Genomic DNA, 20,629 nt, shown 5'->3' with positions numbered 1-20,629 from the left:
TAAAAAAGCTGTTCTAAACTAGAACAGCTTTTACTTTATAAGTCAAATGAATTTAAACATTTTTTTGCATCTTTACAGAATTATAGTACTAAATCTTAGCGTAAAAAATGAAGTTTCCTTTTGAGCCAGTTATTTTTGGTTATGAAATCAATATCCATTTAGTTTTAGAATATCTGGCATTTTTTTTAGGATATCGTTATTATGTTTTTTTGAGAAAAAGAACCAATGATACTATTGTTTCTTCCAATAGATTATCCATTATATTGGGAGCCGCAATTGGAGCTTTTTTGGGATTTAGAATTATGGGTTTTCTAGAAAATCCTATTTTTCATCTTGATGCAACATCAATTTTAGAACTTTTCAATGCGAAGACCATTATGGGAGGATTGTTTGGCGGACTTTTGGGCGTTGAAATTGCTAAGAAGATTATAGGAGAAAAAGAATCATCGGGCGACTTATTTACCTTTCCGATTATTCTAGGAATTTTTATAGGTAGAATAGGCTGTTTTTTATCTGGAACCAATGAGTTTACATATGGAAAAGAAACAAACTTTTTTACGGGTATGAATCTTGGTGACAATATTATGAGGCATCCAATTGCCTTGTACGAATTATTTTTTCTGATTATTTTGTTTTTTGTTCTGAAGAAATTAAAAAGCAGAAATATAAAAAACGGACTTATATTTCAGTATTTTATGATTGCCTATTTTACGTTTCGCTTTTTCGTAGAATTTCTGAAACCCAATTATTTCCTAATTTTCGGAATAAGTTCCATTCAGATCTTATGTTTGATTTGTCTGCTCTATTATAACAAAACAATTTTAAATTTATTTGTAAAAAATGCCAGTTAGAAAATATACTTATTATGATTTTACATTAAGCCTTTGTCCAGAATGCTTAAAGAGAATTGATGCTAAAATTGTTTTTGAAGACGAGAATGTCTACATGCTTAAAAGATGTCCGGAACATGGAAGTTCTAAGGTTTTAATTGCCGACGATATTCAATATTACAAGAATATCCGAAATTATAATAAACCATCTGAAATGCCGTATACTTTTAATACAAAAACGCATTATGGTTGTCCATACGATTGTGGTTTATGTCCAGATCATGAACAGCATTCTTGCCTCACAGTTGTTGAGGTTACAGATCGATGTAATCTGACATGTCCGACTTGTTATGCTGGTTCATCGCCTAGTTATGGGAGACACAGAACTCTTGAAGAAATAAAAGCAATGCTCGATACGGTTGTAAAAAATGAAAAAGAACCCGATGTTGTACAGATTAGTGGAGGCGAACCAACGATACATCCTGAATTTTTTGAAATTTTGGATTATGCAAAATCAATTCCGATAAAGCATTTAATGCTAAACACAAACGGAATTAAAATTGCAAAAGACAAAGAATTCGTTCAGAGGCTAAAAAGCTATGCTCCAGATTTTGAAATCTATCTTCAGTTTGATTCTTTTGAAGATAGTGTATTGCAAGAATTGCGTGGAGCCGATTTAAGCGAAATAAGAAAACAGGCTTTAGAAAATCTAAATGAAGTTAATTTATCTACCACTTTGGTTGTTACGCTTCAAAAAGGATTAAATGATCATGAAATAGGTAAAATCGTTGAGTTTGCGCTAAAGCAAAAATGCGTTCGAGGCGTTACATTTCAGCCGACTCAAATAGCGGGTAGATTGGAGAACTTTAACCTAGAAACCGATCGCATGACATTAACAGAAGTAAGAAGAAAAATTCTAGAGCAAACCACAGTTTTCAATTCAGATGATTTACTTCCAGTTCCCTGTAATCCTGACGCTTTGGTAATGGGTTATGCGTTAAAGTTAGGAGACGAAGTTTTCCCGTTAACGAGATATATTAATCCAAACGATTTATTAGACAATAGTAAAAACACTATTATTTATGAGCAGGATGAAGTGCTTCGCGGCAAAATGATAGACTTGTTTAGTACAGGAAATTCTGTAGAAGTAGCACAAGAAAACTTGAAATCGATATTATGCTGTCTTCCTAATATTGATGCACCAGAATTAGGATATGACAATCTGTTTAGAATTATTATTATGCAGTTTATTGATGCCTATAATTTTGATGTAAGAGCAATAAAAAAATCATGCGTACATATTGTCAATAAGGATAATAAAATAATTCCTTTTGAAACCATGAATTTGTTTTACAGAGATGATAAAGTAAAAAGATTAGAAGAATTAAGAACTAACATATAAAAGAATATGACAGCGCTAGAAGTAGGTAATTTAAGTGGTTTGGTCGCAATTTTTGTAGCGATTATGGTTGGCCCACCAATTTTAATGACGATCGTTGGTTTTGCAATTAAGAAAAATAGTCCCAATGGAGCAAAGGTTTGTTTTATTATAGGAGCTCTATATCTGATTATTGGCTTGGGAATATGCGGAACACTTCTGTCATAAGAAAATCCCAAAACGAATAGAATTACACTTGGCAAATAAAAAAGCTGTTCCAAATTGAAACAGCTTTTCGATCGTTAAATCGCAAAAAAAAAAATTAAAATCTATACAAAACTCCAAATTGAGGTTGATTGAAAATGTTTTCAAATAAGTTGATGTTTAATTGAAAAGTATCAGATGATGGACCATTTTCTGGAGATACGCTATTGTAAGCCAAAACATTTGCTAGAACAAAAGTTACTGCAATATTTTTAGTCACAAAATAATTTAATCCAACATTGATGTCAGCTGTTAAGCTATTGTCTGTATCGCTGCCAACTAGAGGAGCTTCAGTTTTGTTTCTTCCATAACCCAAACCAACTTCAGCATAAGTTTTAAAACGTTTTTTGTCTAACTCCAAGAAATAATAACGAGCAAAAGCGCCAACTCCAAAAACATTAGTTTCTATCTGAGTAGTTTCTACTTTATTACTTGAGTAATTTAATTTGGCTCCAACTGCAAATTTATCATTTAACAAATAGCCAAACTTTGGACTAAAGCCATAGTAATCTGCGTCACCGCCTGTACTAATTTTAATAGAACCTTCAAGAAACATATCTCCTTGTTGAAAAGTCACACCTTTTGCAGAATTCATTTCAGCTTCAGCTTGATCTTCTTGTGCGTTTGCAAAACAAAAGGTAAAAAGGGCTAAAATAACTGATAATTTAGTTTTCATAATCTTAAAAAATTTAATTGTTTGTAAGATTAAAAATACATTTACTGTTTTTAAAAAACCTTAAGTTTAGTTGAAAGCGTTAAAAAACAATTTATTAGGTTAATATTTATATAAATTAGTAAGTTTTTACTTGTTTTAATTTCAATTAAAAAAACGTAATCTGAAACAAAAAACCCGACAACTTTCGTTATCGGGTCTAATCTATATTCTTTGTTCTTTACTCTTTTATCTAAAAAAACTAGTCATTCAATTTCAAAACAGCCATAAATGCTTCTTGCGGAATCTCAACGTTTCCTACTTGACGCATACGTTTTTTACCCTTTTTCTGTTTTTCAAGCAGTTTACGCTTACGCGAAATATCTCCACCATAACATTTTGCGGTAACGTCTTTACGAAGTGCCTTAATCGTTTCACGAGCGATGATTTTTGCTCCAATTGCAGCCTGAATCGGAATGTCGAATTGCTGTCTTGGGATCAATTCGCGTAATTTCTCGGTCATTTTTTTACCGATATTGTAAGCGTTGTCTTCGTGGATCAATGCAGAAAGCGCATCAACTGTTTGAGCATTCAAAAGAACGTCCAATTTAACCAATTTCGAAGTTCTCATTCCGATAGGAGAGTAATCGAAAGAAGCATAACCTTTAGAAACTGTTTTTAAACGATCGTAAAAATCGAATACAATTTCTGCCAAAGGCATGTCAAAATTCAATTCAACACGTTCTGTTGTTAAATAAGTTTGGTTGGTAATTAAACCACGTTTTTCGATACATAAACTCATTACGTTTCCAACAAAGTCAGATTTTGTAATGATAGTAGCTTTAATATATGGCTCTTCAACTCTGTCCAGTTTTGAAGGCTCTGGTAAATCTGAAGGGTTGTTTACAATTAACGCTGTTTCAGGATGTTTTTTGGTGTAAGCCAAATACGAAACGTTAGGAACTGTAGTAATTACAGTCATGTCGAACTCACGCTCTAAACGTTCCTGGATAATTTCCATGTGAAGCATTCCTAAGAATCCACAACGGAAACCAAACCCTAATGCCGCAGAACTTTCAGGAGTAAAAACTAATGAAGCATCATTCAATTGTAATTTTTCCATTGAAGAACGTAAATCTTCGTAATCTTCTGTGTCAACAGGATAAATACCAGCAAATACCATTGGTTTTACATCCTCAAAACCAGTAATCATATTGGTAGTTGGTACTTTTGCATCTGTAATCGTATCACCAACTTTTACTTCACGAGCTTCTTTAATTCCAGAAATCAAATAACCAACATCTCCTGCCGAAACTACATTTTTAGGAACTTGATTTAATTTTAAAGTTCCAATTTCGTCAGCAAAATATTCGTTGTCTGTAGCCATGAATTTAATTTTCTGGCCTTTTTTTATTTCACCATTTACAACTCTAAAGATTACTTCAATTCCGCGGAACGGATTGTAAACCGAGTCAAAAATTAAAGCTTGTAATGGTTCTTCTGGATTTCCTTTTGGAGCAGGAATTTTTTCGATAATAGCGGCAAGAATGTTCTCAACACCAAAACCAGTTTTTCCTGATGCGTGAATAATATCTTCTAATTTACATCCTAGTAAATCTATAATATCATCACTAACTTCTTCTGGATTAGCACTTGGCAAATCGACCTTGTTTAAAACTGGGATAATTTCTAAGTCGTTTTCAAGAGCTAAGTATAAGTTTGAAATCGTTTGTGCTTGAATACTTTGAGCAGCATCAACAATCAAAAGCGCACCTTCGCAGGCAGCGATTGATCTTGAAACTTCGTATGAAAAGTCAACGTGCCCAGGAGTATCAATTAAGTTTAAGATATATTCTTCACCCTTGTATTTGTATTCCATCTGGATGGCATGACTCTTAATGGTAATTCCACGCTCGCGCTCCAGATCCATGTTGTCAAGCAATTGTGCTTTTTCTTCACGAGCTGTAACGGTTTGTGTTGCGCCTAGTAATCTGTCCGCCAATGTACTTTTACCGTGGTCAATGTGTGCAATAATGCAAAAGTTACGTATCTTCTTCATTTTATATATCAGTTCTCTATAACGAGTTTTAGTATTTTTTGGGTGTAAAACGGCCTAAAGCAATTGCTTTAAAGCATGTTATTAAGGCGCAAAGATAGCGCAAAGTTTTGGATTCTGGAATCTTGATGTTGGATAGTTGATTGGAAAGAATCAAAATTGATATTAAAATTCAAAATTGAATCCTTTTTCTGTTAATTTCTTATACATTTCGGGGTCAAATTTATAAAGTTTGGCCGCTCTGTGCGAAACATCTTTTTGCTTTTCGTCCAATGCAGTCAGTAGTTTCATGTGAAGCACTTTTCGTCTAAAATTAGATTTATCCAATTCGATTCCTAAAATTTCTTCGTACAAATGCATTAATTGCAATAGCGTAAATTTTTCTGGAAGAAGGTTAAAACCAATAGGAGCTTGACGAACTCTATTTCGCAATTGCAATAAACTGAAATCAAGAATTTCGTTATGGTCAAAAATCAGTTCAGGAATTTCGTTTATCTTGAACCACTTTGCTTCAAAAACCTTTAAACTGGCCTTAATGTTATAATCTTCTCTATTGACCAAAGTATAATAACCAATAGTAACCACACGTCTTTCTAGAACACGCTGCGGATTTGTAAAGGCTTTTAATTGTTCCAAATAGATGTTTTCGAGACCAGTAAGTTCCTGTAAAATTCGTTGGGCAGCATTATCTGCACTTTCGTCTATTTGAAGCCATCCGCCAAGAAGTCCCCATTTGCCTTTACTTTCTCCTTCGGCGTGCTGTACCAAGAGCACTTCGAGGCTCTCTTTGTTAAATCCGAAGAAAACACAGTCAATCGTGATTCCGTCTACTGCTGGTTTGTGTTGGTTAGTAGTTATTTCAGTCAATTTGTTGTTGTCGTGTTAGTATTGTGTATTGAAAATTAGAACTCAAAATTGAATCCTTTTTCAGTGAGTTTTTCATAGATTTCTGGATCAAACTTGTACAGTTGAGCGGCTCTGTGTGATACATCCTGCTGCTTTTCGTCTAAGGCAACCAGCAGTTTCATATGAAGAATTTTTCTTCTAAAGTTGGGTTTGTCCATTTCGATTCCTAAAATTTCTCCATACAAATGCATTAACTGCAATAAAGTGAATTTCTCTGGCAATAAATTAAAACCAATCGGTGTCTGGCGAACTTTATTTCTAAGATGTTTTATGCTGTAATCAAGAATTTCGTTATGGTCATAAATCAAATCTGGAATTTCATTGATTTTATACCATTTCGCATCAGAAGCCGTAAAACCTGCTTTAATGTTATAATCTTCTCTTTTTACAAGAGCATAATACCCAATCGTAATAACGCGTCGCAACGGAAAACGATCTGGATCTCCAAATGCTTTCAACTGTTCTAGGTAAATATTGTCAAGACCTGTAAGCTCATTCAATAACCGATGAGCGGCACTGTCTGTGCTTTCTTTTTTATAAATCCATCCACCTGGAAGCCCCCACTTTCCTTTACTGATACCTTCGGCGTGTTGTACCAAAAGTACTTCAAGACTGCCTTTGTCAAATCCAAAAATGACACAGTCAATTGTGATGGCATTCATCGCACTGTTTTCATTTTTTAAAGCAGTTTTGTCGTCTACATTTTCAACCATATATGAGATAAATTTTGACAAATTAAATAAATAAAATCATTATTAACCTTTTTGAAAGCCTTATATTTTTTTTAACGAAACAAAATTTTGATAATCAGTCGTTTAAAAATGTGCTAAAAAAGGGTTCTTTTTAAATTAATTCTTAAACGACTGATTGTCAATTTTATAAAACGTTGATTTTTTTATATTTTTTATTTCAATTCTTGTTCAGATTTTACAACATTAATAAAAATGAATTAGTATTAATCAGAATCGAAAAAAAATAACCCTAATATTTTGTTAATATAGAAAATTTGTTTTACACTTGTAGTCAAATTTACCATAAGATAAATTCAAATTGACTATAAGTAAAAAAGAACAAAACTACACTTAACTTAAACTTACCACAAATGTTTTTTTTAGAAATTGATTTAAATCGCTTTTTGATGAGATTACCATCATCAGATTTTGCCCAAAGAATCGATTTTAAAGTTGTTTATAGTCTGCAAGTACTAAATGTTGGAAAAGAGATTCAGGCCTCATTTTTGGCATGACCTGCTTGGGAAGTTTTCCAGATTTCTCTTAGGGTAAGAAACACTAACTATAACTTAAACTTAATCAATTCTTATTATGAAAAGCAAAAATTGTATTAAAACAACAAAGCTTCCATATTTTATGGCGGTGCTGCTTAGCGTATTTATGATGCAGTTTGGATTTGCTCAAGAATCCAAAACTGTAAGTGGGACAATTACCTCTTCCGAAGACGGATTTGGAGTTCCAGGAGCAACTGTACAAGTACAGGGAACAAAATCGAGTACTGTTACCGATTTTGATGGAAAATATAAAGTGGAGGCTAAAACAGGAGATGTTTTGGTAATCACTTTTGTAGGTTTCAAATCGCAGAATATCACGGTTGGAACTCAAAAAGTTATCAATGTCGTTTTGAATCCAGAAACTTCAGAACTTAAAGAAATTGTAGTAATCGGTTACGGTACTCAAAAGAAGAAAGTAAATACTGCAGCAACTTCTTTGGTGTCTGGAAAAGACATTCAGCAGGTTGCGAGTCTTGATGTTGTAAATGCTTTACAAGGTCAAGCTTCTGGGGTTTCGGTAACTTCATCTTCTGGACAGCCAGGTGCGAATATGGTGGTAAATATTCGTGGAGCAGGTACAGCAGGAAACAGTGATCCGCTTTATGTGGTTGATGGTGTAGTAGTGGATAATGGAATTGGATACCTTGATCCTTCGGTAATTGAAAGGGTTGACGTTTTGAAAGATGCTTCTGCAGCTTCTATCTACGGAGCAAGAGCAGCAAATGGAGTTATCTTGGTTACAACGAAAAAAGGAAAAGATGGTAAAATGAATGTGTCTTTCAGTTCTTATACAGGTTTTCAGCAAATTGCTAAAAAACTGGATTTGATGAATACGCAAGAGTATACAACAATAATGAACGAGGCTCGTGTAAATTCTGGATATGCGCCATTATATACTAAAGAGCAAATTGCTGCATTTCCTGACCATGACTGGCAGAAAGATTTATTCAACGAAGGTGCAATGAAACAAAATCACTCTCTTTTAATTACGGGTGGTGACGAAAAATCTACTATTGCAACTGGTTTATCTTACTACGGACAAGAAGGTATGATTGGAGGATCTACTAACCAATCTCAATATGATCGTGTTACTTTTTCAGTAAACTCGACTTCTGAAGTTATTAAAGGATATTTGAAAATTGGTGAAAACTTCACTTTATCAAATATCAAATCTAGTGGTGTTGCAGATGATGGTATCTACAGCAACGCAATTAGATCTTTCTTAAATGCTGCTCCAATTGATCAGGCTTATGACGAAAATGGAGATTTTGCACGTTCTATTATTTCTCAAGATATCAGCAACCCAGTTGGATCTTTATACTACAACAACTTTAATCAAACTAAAACAAATCGTTATGTAGGTAACATTTTTGCGGAATTAAAATTTGCAAAAAACTTTACTTTCAGAACTAGTTATGGTGTTGATATGACAGATAGCAATTACCGTTCTTTCAGACCAGTTTATTCGCTTTCTTCAAATGATAATAATACAGTTTCTAGCGTAACTCAAAGCGCGACAAAATCGTTAGGATGGATTTTTGAGAATACACTTCAATACAAATTCAACATTGCCGATTCTCATAATTTTGATGTGTTAGTGGGTACTTCTGCTAAAAAGAATACTTCTGATTACATGGAAGGGCAAGGAAGAAACTTAATTTTTGATGATTTCGAGCATGCTTATTTAGATAATGCAAAAGATCCGACATCAAATGTGGTAAAAGGAAATCGTAAAGATTATGCGATTCAGTCTTACTTCGGACGTTTATTGTACGATTATAACAATAAATACTTATTCTCTGCAACAGTTCGTCGTGACGGTTCATCAGAATTTGGTCCAGATAACAAATACGCTATTTTTCCATCGTTCTCTGCAGGATGGAATTTAGATAAAGAAGCTTTCTTCAAAGAAAACAAAGTTTTAAATACATTCAAATTAAGAGCAAGCTGGGGACAAAATGGTAACGACCAATTTGCTAGAAGATTTGCTTATATGTCAACTGTAAATTCTACAGACAAAACATATCATTTCGGAACTGGTGACGAAACTCTTTTAGTAGGTTCAAGCCCAGACCAATTAGCAAACCGTAACTTAAAATGGGAAACTTCTGAGCAGTTAGATTTAGGTTTTGATGCTACGTTGTTCACCAACTTCACTTTAACTTTTGATTACTATGACAAGAAAACCAAAGATTGGTTAGTATTGGCCTCTATCCCAACTTATGCTGGAGCAACTGCACCTTACATTAATGGTGGAGACGTAAGCAATAAAGGTTTTGAAATTGGTTTATCTTACCGTACACGTTTTGGAAAAGACTGGAATTTTGCTATCAATGCAAACCTTTCTCGTAATCAAAACGAAGTGTTGAAAATTGCTAATAATGAAGGAATCATTCACGGAGAATCAAACGTTTTATTCCAAGGTTTAGACGAGATGAACCGTGTTGAGGTTGGAAGACCAATGGGTTATTTCTACGGATTAAAAACAGACGGAATTTTCCAAAATGCTACTGAAGTTGCAGCAGGTGTTCAGCCAAATGCACAGCCAGGAGACGTTCGTTTCGTAGACTTAAACGGTGACGGAAAAATCGATGCAAACGATAAAACTCAAATTGGTGATCCAAATCCAGATATTAATTACGGGGTTAACTTAGAATTATCATACAAAGCTTTTGATTTCTCTATTAATACTTACGGTATCGCTGGAGGACAAAACGTTTTTGGAGTTCATGATTATACTCGTGCTTACACAAACAACACTACAGAGGTATTAGGAAGATGGACAACTGAAGGAACTTCTAACAGAATTCCGAGAGTTACATACGGAACAGATGATAATGGTAACTATACTAAATTCTCTGATTTGTATATTCAGGACTCAGATTTCTTCAGAATTAAAAATGCTACAATCGGATGTGATTTAACAAAGCTGACAACAAAACTTAGTTTCTTCAGTAAATTCAGATTGTATGTTGCAGGAAATAACATTTATACATTCACAAAGTACAAGGGAATGGATCCAGAAATTGGTTTCGGAAACGTAAATCAGTCTTGGGCTAAAGGTATTGATGTTGGATATTATCCTCAGCCAAGAACCTATTTAATGGGTCTGAATGTTAACTTTTAATTTTTGAAAACGATGAAAACATATATAAAATTATTTGCTCTTTCAAGCTTACTTGTTTTAGGCTCTTGCTCGGAAGATTTTTTAGAAAACGAACCATATACAGATAAAGTAACGGAGAATTTCTATAAAACTCCATCTGATGCTTTTGAAGGTTTAGTGGCAGTTTATGACGTATTGCAAAGAGAAGCTTACGGTACGCAATTGATCGTAAGTGAGCAGGCATCTGACAACTGTTTTGGAGGATTCGGTATTGCAGATCCAACAGTAGATTTGCAGTGGGACCGCTTTCAATATACTACAGATAAAGATATGAACGCTCTAACATGGACAAACTCTTATCTTGGTATTTACAGAGCTAACGTTTTATTAGAAAACTTAGACAAAGTAAACTGGGGATCTAATACCGCTTTGAAAACACGTTACGAAGCAGAAGCTCGTTTCTTAAGAGCGCACTTTCATTTCCAAGCGGCAAAAATGTTTGGAGATATTGTTCCGCTAGACCATACTGTAACAACAAGCGAATTTGAATTGCCAAGACAAGCGCCAGAAGTTACTTATGCTTTAATTGCAAACGATTTAAAATTTGCAGCAGATAACTTACTGACCAGAAAATTACTCACAAGCAGGAAATGCAAACTACGGACGTATTACAAAATGGGCAGCAGAAGCGTATTTGGCTAGAACATTTTTGTTTTACACAGGAGCTTATAGTAAAACAGATTTAGCAGGTGTAGTTACCAAAGCGCAAGCTGTAACCTATATTAATGATGCTGTAAACAACAGTGGCCACGGACTAGTTGCTGATTTTGCTAATCTTTGGTTAGCTGCTTCTTTCGAAAACTTTGCTGGAGAAGATAATACAGAAATGGTTTGGGCTGTACGTTTTAACGGTTCAGGAAAAGGAAACTGGGATCTTCACGAAGGAAACCGTTTTCAAGTAAACATTGCTCCGCGTGGAGGTTCAATTGGAAAATATGCAACAGGATGGGGAGGAGCAACAGTGAATCCAAAATTGGTTCAAGCATACGAATCTGGCGATAGTAGAAAAGCAGCATCATTTATTGATTATGTTGGAGAAGGTTTAAATTTTGATCCACAGGCTAGAGAACAACGTCAATACACAGGATATTCTTGGAAAAAATACTGTCCAATTACTAATGCGGCAGGAACAGCAGTTGTTGAAGCAAATGGAGGAAACTTCCAAATTGATAACTATCAGGATTATGCTATTATTCGTTTTGCCGATGTTTTATTAATGGCTGCCGAATTAAATTTGGAAGGAAATGCAGCTTTAGCACAAGCAGATTTAGACCGAGTTCGTGACCGTGCTTTCAAGAGTACTACGCATAGAATTCCTGTAACTAAAGCAGTTATTATGGAAGAGCGTCGTCTAGAATTGGCATTAGAAGGATTACGTTATTTTGATTTAATCAGACAAGGTATGCCAGCAATGAAAGCCGCTATTGATAACACAGCTGGAGATTCTCAGTTTGCAGTTACTTTTAGACCAGAAACTCTTGGTTGGTTTGCATTGCCACAGTCGCAGATAGTACTTTCAAATGGTACTATTCAACAAAATCCAGGTTGGAATTAACATTTAAACAAATTGATTATGAAACGTATATTATATATAATATTAGCGGCTGTAACTATCAGTTCGTTTTTATTTTCTTGTGAAGCAACTGAGGATCGTGAAAGCCTTCCAGCAGTAACGCTTACTCCAGAAACACTCGAGTTCTCGATAACTCAAAATGCAGCAAAAAAGAATGAAGTAGTTTTAAAGAATGATGATCCAACTGTAATTCCATTTTGGAGATATGTTGATGGAAACGGAAATGAACTTGGACATTCTAACAAAAGTGACGATAAAGTAAATTTCCCTTTTGCAGGAAAGTATACTATTTACTATACAGCGTTTGTTAGAGGCGGATCTGTAGAAGCGGCGCCAGTAACGGTAGAAGTTCCAGAGAATGATGATGCTTTCTTTAGTGATCCAAGATGGGAAAAATTGACCAACGGACAAGCTGGAAAAACTTGGGTTTTGTATATGACTGCTCCATTGGAATTTATTGGAAACACTCCTAGTTATGTAAACAGAGAAGTAAGTGGACCAGGTTGGTGGCCAAATCTTACAGATATTTCTTGGGCTGGTCTAGAAAATAAAGATTGGGGAGAAATTACATTTGATCTTAATGGAGGTTATAATGTTTCGGTAACACAAACCAACCCAGCTTTAGGGAATACACAAAAAACAACCAAAGTAGGAACATTCAATTTTAGTCTTACAGCTGGCGAAACAAATGATAGAATTTCGTTTAATGGAGGAACAGAAATGCTTCATCCAAATGAACCAAGTTACTTTAGTCCATCATTTAGTTTCACCAATGTAAAAATTGTTGAACTTACTGATAAAAGTTTATGTTTTATAGCTATTAGAGCAGATAATGATTATTTGATCTATCATTTAGTTCCAAAATCATAAGTTAGTTAGTTTTGAAGTCTCAGTTTTAAATACATTTATAATGTGCTTTAAGACTGAGACTTAAATTATTTTGGGTAGGAATAAATGAAATCGATTTTTATTTCTATCTTCAAATTCCAAAAAACAAAAAAGTACCCATGCATATTATTAAAAACATAAAAAACATAAGTTTATGGGCAGTTGCAGCCGGAGTTCTTTTCTTGAATTCTTGTGCAAAAAAAGAAGATGCATTTGTAAACCGAAAAGTTTCTTTTAATGCAGATTGGAGTTTTCATCTTAACGATAGCATTATTGATAAAGACACTATAGGAACTTCGACAAAATGGAGAACTTTAGACGTTCCTCACGATTGGAGCATCGAAGGAAAATTTGATGAAAAAAGTCCTGGCGGTTATGGCGGAGGATCTCTAAATGGCGGTTTAGGCTGGTACAAAAAAACATTCAAAGTAGCTGCAGAAGACAGCACAAAAATTACTTCAATCACTTTTGACGGTGTTTACAGAAACAGCGAAGTCTGGATAAACGGTCATTATTTAGGAAAACGTCCAAACGGATATATTGGTTTTCAATATGACATGTCACCTTATTTAAATTACGGAGACAAAAACAACGAAATAATTGTTAAGGTTGACAATTCAAAACAACCCAATTCACGCTGGTATTCGGGTTCAGGAATTTTTAGAAATGTCTGGATTGAAACCACAGATAAACTTCATGTGGGACAATGGGGAACTTATATTACAACTTCAAAAGTTACGACCGAAAAAGCTTCTGTAAGTATTGAAACGACAATTAAAAATCAATATGCAGCAAGTAAAAAAGCAACGGTAACAACCACTATTTTTAAAGAAGACAAAAAAGTAACATCCGTTACTCAAGATATAACAATCAATGCCAGCGAAAATCAAACACTGAATCAATCGACAGAAATTGAAAACCCGATTTTATGGTCAGATGAAAACCCAGAATTGTACACAGCAGTTACCGAAATTTCGTTTGACGATAAAATCATCGATCAATACAAAACCACTTTCGGAATCAGAGATTTTAAATTCGATTTGAACAAAGGTTTTATTTTGAATGGAAAACAAGTCAAAATAAAAGGAGTTTGTATGCATCACGATTTAGGTCCGTTAGGTTCTGCAATCAACACGCGTGCAATCGAACGCCAGTTAGAAATCTTGAAAGAAATGGGGGTAAACGGAATCAGAACTTCTCACAATCCGCCTGCTACAGAACTTTTAGAGCTATGTGACAAAATGGGTTTCATTGTCATGGATGAAGCTTTTGATATGTGGAAACAGACTAAAACCAAATACGATTACGGAAACGATTGGGACAAATGGCACAAACAAGATCTAATCGATCAATTGTTACGCGATCGAAATCATGCGAGTATTTTTATGTGGAGTATTGGTAATGAAATTCCAGAGCAATGGAGTGAAACAGGTGTTGAAATTGCGAAAGAATTGGCCGCAATTACGCGTCAATATGACAAAACACGTCCGTTGACTGCAGGAATGAATCCGCCAGTAAACATGAATATTGATGCCGTGACTTTGCAATTTGAGAAAAAAGATGTTTCGATTAATCCGCTTGCAGGATCTGGAGTTTTAGATTTAATCGGATACAATTATGCACATCAAACATTTGAACATCATTTAAAGAATTTCCCAAATACACCTTTCATCGCAACTGAAACCACTTCGGGTTTACAGACAAGAGGATATTACGATGCCGTTTCAGACACTATAAAAAAATGGCCAGTAAGATGGGATCTTAAATTTACAGAAGGAAATCCAGGAAATACCGTTTCGGCTTACGATCAGGTTCAGACACCTTGGGGATCTACACACGAAGCGACTTGGAAAATCATTAAAAAACACGATTTCTTGACAGGAATGTACGTTTGGACAGGTTTCGATTATATCGGAGAACCAACGCCTTACGAATGGCCATCAGTAAGTTCATATTTCGGAATTGTCGATTTAGCCGGTTTCCCGAAAGACGTGTATTATATGTACCAAAGCGAATGGACAGACAAAACGGTTTTGCACATTTTCCCGCATTGGAACTGGAAACCAGGTCAAACAGTTGATGTTTGGGCATACTACAATAAAGCTGATGAGGTGGAGCTTTTCGTAAACGGAAAATCGGTTGGAAAGAGAAGTAAAAAAGGAGACGATTTACACGTAATGTGGCGAATTCCTTTTGAAGCTGGAACTTTAAAAGCCATTTCTCGTAAAGATGGAAAAGTGGTTTTAGAAAAAGAAATCAAAACCGCTGGCAATCCTTCTCAATTAAAACTGACTGCGGACAGAAGCACGATTAAAGCAGATAAAAACGATTTGTCATTTATTACAGTTGATATTTTAGATGATAAAGGAACGATTGCACCAAATGCGAATAACGAAATTAATTTCTCTTTAAAAGGAAATGGAAAAATCGTTGGAGTTTGTAGCGGAGATCCAGTTAGCCATGAATCGTATAAAGGAAATAAACACACCGCTTTGGCTGGAAAATGTTTGGTTATTGTACAATCTGGCGATCAATCTGGAAGATTAGAATTAACCGCTAAAGCGAATGGCTTAAAACAAGCTACAATTGTAATTACAACAGAATAAATTTTTGAAATTTTAAATATAGCCACAGATTAAAAGGATTAAAAAGATTTTTATGCTCTCGCAGATCATGCAGATTTATTTTTGCAAATCTCTGTAAAAAGATAGCAACAGATAAAATGATTAAAAAGATTTAAATCTGCATGATCTGCTAAATCTGCGTGAAAAGAAAAAAGAAAAAAATCCTTTCGAATCCTTTTAATCTATGGCAAAAAAATAAAAAGTAACCAATGAAAAACTCAAAATTAACCGCATTATTTTCTGCTCTTATGTTTGGATTTTTAGCAGTTCCAAATGCTAATGCTCAAATCCAAAATGCAGATGTATTAAATGCTCCAATAGATATCAGTAAAGATTTTCAGAACTATCTGAATACTTTTTATTTCGCAGACGAATTGGCTTCTTTTGATCCTGCAACGGGAAAAGGAACGATCAAATATTTGAGATACAATTATAAAACGCGTCAGGCTTTCAACAACATGATGATGAAACCAGATGTGGAAAAAGCAAACGAATTTCCAACAACAGAATATGCAGAATCTCCTGTTTTACCTTTCGAAATTCAGTTTGTTTCAGATCGAACAGTTAGAATCAAAACGACTTCTGGAACCTCAGTTTCATCCGCAAAAAGAATCTCTAATGCTGATTGACGGCGTTGCGCCAAATCACCCAGAATTATGGAAATACTCTAAAATCGAAGGCGGTCACAGTTATACAAGCAAACACGGAAGAGTTGAAATCTTGACAAAACCTTGGCACGTAAAAATCTACGATGAAAAAGGAAAACTGCTGACAAGCACACTTCACGATACTGATTTTAAAAACACATACACACCAACGCTTCCGTTTTCTTACGTTCGCAGAAATAGTGATTATTCAAGAAGTATGGGCGCGGCGTTCAGTTTAGAACCAGACGAAAAAATATTTGGTTGTGGTGAATCTTTCACACAATTCAACAAACGCGGTTCAAAAGTAGTTTTATGGACGGATGACGCTAACGGAATCCAAAATGAAACGATGTACAAACCGATTCCGTTTTACATGAGCAGCCGTGGTTACGGAGTTTTCATGCACCATTCTACGCCAATTACAGTTGACTTTGGAAAGTATTTTTCAAGTGCCAACGAAATGTACATTGGAGACGACGAAGCCGATTTGTTTTTCTTCATCGGAGAACCAAAAGACATTTTAGATCAATACACGAATTTGACTGGAAAAGCGGCAATGCCACCACTTTGGTCTTTCGGTTTCTGGATGAGTAGAATTACTTATTTCTCAGAAAAAGAAGGAAGAGAAGTAGCAAGAGATTTACGTAAATACAAAATCCCAACAGATGTTATTCACTTTGATACAGGCTGGTTTGATGTAGATTGGAGAAACAATTACGAGTTTGCAAAATCTCGTTTCCCAGATGCCACAAAAATGATGTCTGATTTAAAGAAAGACGGTTTCCAAGTTTGTCTTTGGCAGTTGCCTTATTTTACGCCAAAGAATACTTTGTTCCCTGAAATCATGGATAAAAACTTAGCCGTAAGAGACAGAAAAGGAAATCTTCCGTACGAAGATGCTGTTTTAGATTTCTCAAATCCAGAAACGGTAACTTGGTATCAAGGAAAATTGAAAAAATTATTTGATGAAGGCGTAGCAGTTTTCAAAGTAGATTTTGGAGAAGCAGCTCCGCCAGACGGAATTTATCATTCTGGAAGAACAGGTTTCTACGAGCATAATTTATATCCATTACGTTACAATAAAGCGGTTGCAGAAATCACTCAAAAAGAAAAAGGATATACTTTAATCTGGGCGAGAAGCACTTGGCCGGATCACAGCGTTATCCTTTACATTGGGGAGGAGATTCTGAAACTAGCAACGGTGCTATGTCTGCAGAATTACGCGGCGGACTTTCTTTAGGACTAAGTGGATTCAGTTTTTGGAGTCATGATGTTGGAGGATTTGCTACAAAATCTCCTGAAAACATTTACAGAAGATGGACACCATTTGGAATGCTGACTTCACACGTAAGAAGCCACGGAGAACCGCCTCGCGAACCTTGGTTGTACAGTAAAGAATTCTTAGAAGGATTTAGAAAAGCAGATAATATGCGTTACGAATTAATGCCATATATCTACGCTCAGGCAAAAGAAAGTTCTCAAAAAGGTTTGCCAATGATGCGTGCTCTTTTTGTAGAATATCCAAACGATCCGGGAGCTTGGTTAGTAGATAATCAATATTTATTTGGTTCAAGCATGTTGGTTGCACCGCTTTTTGAAGAAGTTGAAGAAAGAGATGTTTATCTTCCAGAAGGAACTTGGATCGATTATCAAACTAAAAAAGTATATCAATCAGGATGGCATAAAATTAAAGCTGGTGAAGTGCCAATTGTAGTTTTAATTAAAGATGGAACTGCAATTCCACACATCGGTTTAGCGCAGTCTACAAAAGATATGGATTGGAGCAAATTGACTTTAAAAGTGTATGCAAGCGATAAAACGACTTCGGCAACAGCCAAAGTATTTTTACCAGAAGGCGATGCGGTACAAGAAATAAAAGTGAACAAAACTGGAAACAATTTTGAAGTAGCAGGAAATCCATTAAACGGAAAAACCACTTTTAAAACAGAGTGGATTAAATAAAAAAGTTAAACACAAATTACACGAATTACCACGAATTGAATTTTTGATAATTTGTGGAATTTGTGGTGAAAAATATAGCCACAGATTACACAGATTAAAAGGATTATTACTTTCGCAAATTTAGCAGATCATTCAGATTTTTTTAATTTTTAAATCAGCTCACTCGAGCGATAGCGAACAGACGAAGCAATCTGCCAAATCTGCGAGAGAAAATAAAAAGAAAAAATCCTTTATAATCCTTTAAATCTGTGGCAAAAAATATAATACCAAAAAACATGAAAAACTATCTAGTTCTCCCAGCCGTACTGTTTTCAATAGCAGTTGGCTACAGTCAAAAAACGAAAAGTGCTTACGAATTGGCATCGCCAAACGGAAAGAATACAATCAAATTTGAGCTTGTAAAAAATGCTCCAAAATATGCAGTTTCTCACGGAAAAACAGAAGTAATTTCTCCGTCAGATATGGGATTTGTATTGAAAGGAAATGAAGATTTAAGTTCAAACTTTGAAATTAAAGGAGCTAAGACTTCTACGTTTGACGAAACTTGGGAACAAGTTTGGGGAGAAAAGAAAAACATCAGAAATCACTACAATCAATTGGTAGTTGATTTACAGCAAAAAACAGGAAACAAACGTAAATTACAAATTCAGTTTCGCGCTTTTGATGACGGAGTTGCTTTCAGATATGTGTATCCAAAACAAAATGTAAAAGACAGCATTTTCATCATGGATGAAAAAACAACTTTCAACTTAAAAGAAGACGGAAAAGCTTGGTGGATTCCAGCAAACAGAGAAAACCGTGATGAATATCTTTTCAAAGATGCGCCAGTAAGTACTTTGGATACCGTTTTAACTCCATTAACAATCGAAAGCAAAAGCGGATTAGCGTTAAGTTTTCACGAAGCAAACTTGATCGATTTTGCAAGTATGACTTTGGTGAATAATAAAGGAACAGAATTAAAATCGGATTTGGTGCCATGGCCTGACGGAGTAAAAGTTCGCGTAAAAGATACTTTCACTTCTTCTTGGAGAACACTTCAAATTGGAGAAAATCCAGGAGAATTGATTACTTCTTATTTGGTTTTAAACTTAAACGAACCAAACAAATTAAAGAATACAAACAGTTATTTCAAACCTTATAAATATTTAGGAATTTGGTGGGGAATGCACATCGGAAAATATACTTTCTGGGAAAGCGACAAACAAGGTGCGACAACTAAAAATGCTGAAACGTATATTGACTTTACAGCAAAAGAAGGTTTCAACCATTTATTAATCGAAGGATGGAACAAAGGTTGGACGCCGGGTTGGTATGAAAACCGTATGCACATGTTCAGTTTCACAAAAAGCGCAGACAATTTCGACTTAGAAAAAGTGGTTGAATACGGAAAGAAAAAGAACATCGAATTAATCGGTTACCACGAAACAGGTTCAAACTTAATTAACTACTTAAAAGAAGTTGACGAAGGTTTTGCTTTATACAAAAAACTCGGAATCCATACCGTAAAAATCGGTCACGTAGGTTCTAAATTGAATATGAAACAAATGCATTTCGGACAGTTCGGAGTAAATTATTTCAGATATATTTTAGAAAAAGCAGCACAATATGATTTAGCGGTTTTATACCACGAATCAATAAAAGATACGGGAGAAAGAAGAACTTTCCCAAACATGGTTTCGAGAGAAGCAGCGCGTGGACAAGAATATAATGCTTGGAGCGAAGGAAATCCGCCAAACCATTTAAGTATTATTCCATTCACAAGATTACTTTCTGGACCAATGGATTTTACACCTGGAATTTTTGACGTTGAGGTAAAACAAGGTTATCCAGGAAAAAGAATTCAGGGAACAGTTGGACAGCAATTGGCATTGTATGTAACGATTTATTCTCCAATTCAAATGTTAGCCGATCTTCCAGAAAATTACGAAGGAAAACCAGCTTTACAATTCTTAAAAGATGTTCCAACAGATTGGGAAGACACTAAAATCTTAGAAGGAAAAATTGGTGAATACATCACAACAGCAAGAAAAGACAGAAACAGTGCCGATTGGTATTTAGGAACTTTAACAAATGAAAAACCTAGAAATGTAGAAGTTTCATTATCATTCTTAGATCCAAGCGCAACTTACGAAGCACAGATTTATGTAGATGCTGAAGGAACAGATCAAACGCATAATCCAGAAGCAGTGGCAATTTCTAAGAAAACAGTAAAAGCTTCAGATAAATTACAATTGAAATTAGGTGGAGCTGGCGGTGGAGCAGTGAGATTTAAAAAATTGTAATTTGTGTTAGAAGTTAAGAGTTAGATGTTAAACCCGACAGATTTTAAAAATCTGTCGGGTTTACTCAACACAAAGATTATACATAAGGTAATCTGTAGAGACGCACTGCAGTGCGT

General features: G+C 35.0%; 13 protein-coding genes and 1 pseudogene. 10 read left to right on the top strand and 4 right to left on the bottom strand.

What is annotated here, in order from left to right; all coding sequences use genetic code 11:
• Positions 1-107 precede the first annotated feature (107 nt).
• From ACPWTF_RS11525 to ACPWTF_RS11515, 3 genes are read left to right on the top strand one after another with little or no spacing between them, the layout of a single operon-like run.
• Positions 108-851 (top strand): prolipoprotein diacylglyceryl transferase, encoded by a 744-nt coding sequence (locus ACPWTF_RS11525; RefSeq protein ID WP_427875525.1) that lies wholly within the window; start codon positions 108-110, stop codon positions 849-851.
• Entirely contained in the window at positions 841-2,232 is a 1,392-nt protein-coding gene (locus tag ACPWTF_RS11520; RefSeq protein WP_095928473.1) for a radical SAM protein, read from the top strand. Before ACPWTF_RS11525 ends, ACPWTF_RS11520 begins: the two co-directional genes overlap by 11 nt.
• Before the next feature lie 6 nt (positions 2,233-2,238).
• Complete coding sequence (locus ACPWTF_RS11515) at positions 2,239-2,436, top strand: hypothetical protein (RefSeq protein ID WP_427875524.1); 198 nt, start codon at positions 2,239-2,241, stop codon at positions 2,434-2,436.
• 94 nt (positions 2,437-2,530) lie between these two features.
• Here the strand turns inward: ACPWTF_RS11515 and ACPWTF_RS11510 are convergent, their stop codons facing one another.
• From ACPWTF_RS11510 to ACPWTF_RS11495, 4 genes are all read right to left on the bottom strand, one after another.
• Entirely contained in the window at positions 2,531-3,148 is a 618-nt protein-coding gene (locus ACPWTF_RS11510) for an outer membrane beta-barrel protein (protein ID WP_250834843.1), read from the bottom strand.
• A gap of 238 nt (positions 3,149-3,386) precedes the next feature.
• Positions 3,387-5,183, bottom strand: a complete 1,797-nt coding sequence (gene lepA / locus ACPWTF_RS11505) for a translation elongation factor 4 (RefSeq protein WP_095928470.1) — start codon at positions 5,181-5,183, stop codon at positions 3,387-3,389.
• A 162-nt stretch (positions 5,184-5,345) separates the two neighbouring features.
• Entirely contained in the window at positions 5,346-6,047 is a 702-nt protein-coding gene (locus tag ACPWTF_RS11500; protein WP_095928469.1) for an NUDIX hydrolase, read from the bottom strand.
• Positions 6,048-6,082: 35 nt separating this feature from the next.
• Positions 6,083-6,799, bottom strand: coding sequence for an NUDIX hydrolase (locus ACPWTF_RS11495; RefSeq protein ID WP_250834845.1), 717 nt, complete (start codon positions 6,797-6,799; stop codon positions 6,083-6,085).
• Between the two features lie 609 nt (positions 6,800-7,408).
• Between ACPWTF_RS11495 and ACPWTF_RS11490 the strand changes: the two genes are divergently transcribed.
• The 7 genes and pseudogenes from ACPWTF_RS11490 (at position 7,409) to ACPWTF_RS11460 (ending at position 20,513) form a co-directional block, all read left to right on the top strand.
• Entirely contained in the window at positions 7,409-10,498 is a 3,090-nt protein-coding gene (locus ACPWTF_RS11490; RefSeq protein WP_427875523.1) for a SusC/RagA family TonB-linked outer membrane protein, read from the top strand.
• Positions 10,499-10,510: 12 nt separating this feature from the next.
• Positions 10,511-11,179: a RagB/SusD family nutrient uptake outer membrane protein gene (locus ACPWTF_RS11485; RefSeq protein WP_427875522.1), complete on the top strand. Its 669-nt coding sequence runs from the start codon at positions 10,511-10,513 to the stop codon at positions 11,177-11,179.
• The gene (locus ACPWTF_RS11480; RefSeq protein WP_427875521.1) at positions 11,172-12,092 is read left to right on the top strand and encodes a RagB/SusD family nutrient uptake outer membrane protein; all 921 of its coding nucleotides are present in this window, start codon (positions 11,172-11,174) and stop codon (positions 12,090-12,092) included. Before ACPWTF_RS11485 ends, ACPWTF_RS11480 begins: the two co-directional genes overlap by 8 nt.
• Positions 12,093-12,110: 18 nt before the next feature.
• Positions 12,111-12,980, top strand: coding sequence for a hypothetical protein (locus tag ACPWTF_RS11475; protein ID WP_427875520.1), 870 nt, complete (start codon positions 12,111-12,113; stop codon positions 12,978-12,980).
• A gap of 137 nt (positions 12,981-13,117) precedes the next feature.
• Positions 13,118-15,604 carry a glycoside hydrolase family 2 TIM barrel-domain containing protein gene (locus ACPWTF_RS11470; protein WP_427875519.1) on the top strand — a complete coding sequence of 829 codons (2,487 nt, stop codon included), beginning with the start codon at positions 13,118-13,120 and terminating at the stop codon, positions 15,602-15,604.
• A gap of 227 nt (positions 15,605-15,831) precedes the next feature.
• Positions 15,832-18,231, top strand: a pseudogene (locus tag ACPWTF_RS11465) (alpha-xylosidase).
• 275 nt (positions 18,232-18,506) lie between these two features.
• Positions 18,507-20,513, top strand: coding sequence for a glycoside hydrolase family 97 protein (locus ACPWTF_RS11460; RefSeq protein WP_427875518.1), 2,007 nt, complete (start codon positions 18,507-18,509; stop codon positions 20,511-20,513).
• The last annotated feature ends 116 nt before the right edge of the window (positions 20,514-20,629 follow it).

The sequence above is a fragment of the Flavobacterium sp. MMS24-S5 genome, from assembly GCF_050320125.1.
Taxonomy (GTDB): Bacteria; Bacteroidota; Bacteroidia; order Flavobacteriales; family Flavobacteriaceae; genus Flavobacterium; species Flavobacterium tyrosinilyticum.
Note: the sequence above shows the minus strand (reverse complement) of the source record. Positions and strands in the feature narration are given on the sequence as shown.

Bases quoted from the DNA above. Each gene is read 5' to 3' on its own strand.
- ACPWTF_RS11495 (WP_250834845.1), bottom strand. From the start codon at position 6,799: ATGGTTGAAAATGTAGACGACAAAACTGCTTTAAAAAATGAAAACAGT.
- ACPWTF_RS11490 (WP_427875523.1), top strand. From the start codon at position 7,409: ATGAAAAGCAAAAATTGTATTAAAACAACAAAGCTTCCATATTTTATG.
- ACPWTF_RS11510 (WP_250834843.1), bottom strand. From the start codon at position 3,148: ATGAAAACTAAATTATCAGTTATTTTAGCCCTTTTTACCTTTTGTTTT.
- ACPWTF_RS11460 (WP_427875518.1), top strand. From the start codon at position 18,507: ATGAAAAACTATCTAGTTCTCCCAGCCGTACTGTTTTCAATAGCAGTT.
- ACPWTF_RS11525 (WP_427875525.1), top strand. From the start codon at position 108: ATGAAGTTTCCTTTTGAGCCAGTTATTTTTGGTTATGAAATCAATATC.
- ACPWTF_RS11520 (WP_095928473.1), top strand. From the start codon at position 841: ATGCCAGTTAGAAAATATACTTATTATGATTTTACATTAAGCCTTTGT.
- ACPWTF_RS11470 (WP_427875519.1), top strand. From the start codon at position 13,118: ATGCATATTATTAAAAACATAAAAAACATAAGTTTATGGGCAGTTGCA.
- ACPWTF_RS11475 (WP_427875520.1), top strand. From the start codon at position 12,111: ATGAAACGTATATTATATATAATATTAGCGGCTGTAACTATCAGTTCG.
- ACPWTF_RS11515 (WP_427875524.1), top strand. From the start codon at position 2,239: ATGACAGCGCTAGAAGTAGGTAATTTAAGTGGTTTGGTCGCAATTTTT.
- ACPWTF_RS11485 (WP_427875522.1), top strand. From the start codon at position 10,511: ATGAAAACATATATAAAATTATTTGCTCTTTCAAGCTTACTTGTTTTA.
- lepA (WP_095928470.1), bottom strand. From the start codon at position 5,183: ATGAAGAAGATACGTAACTTTTGCATTATTGCACACATTGACCACGGT.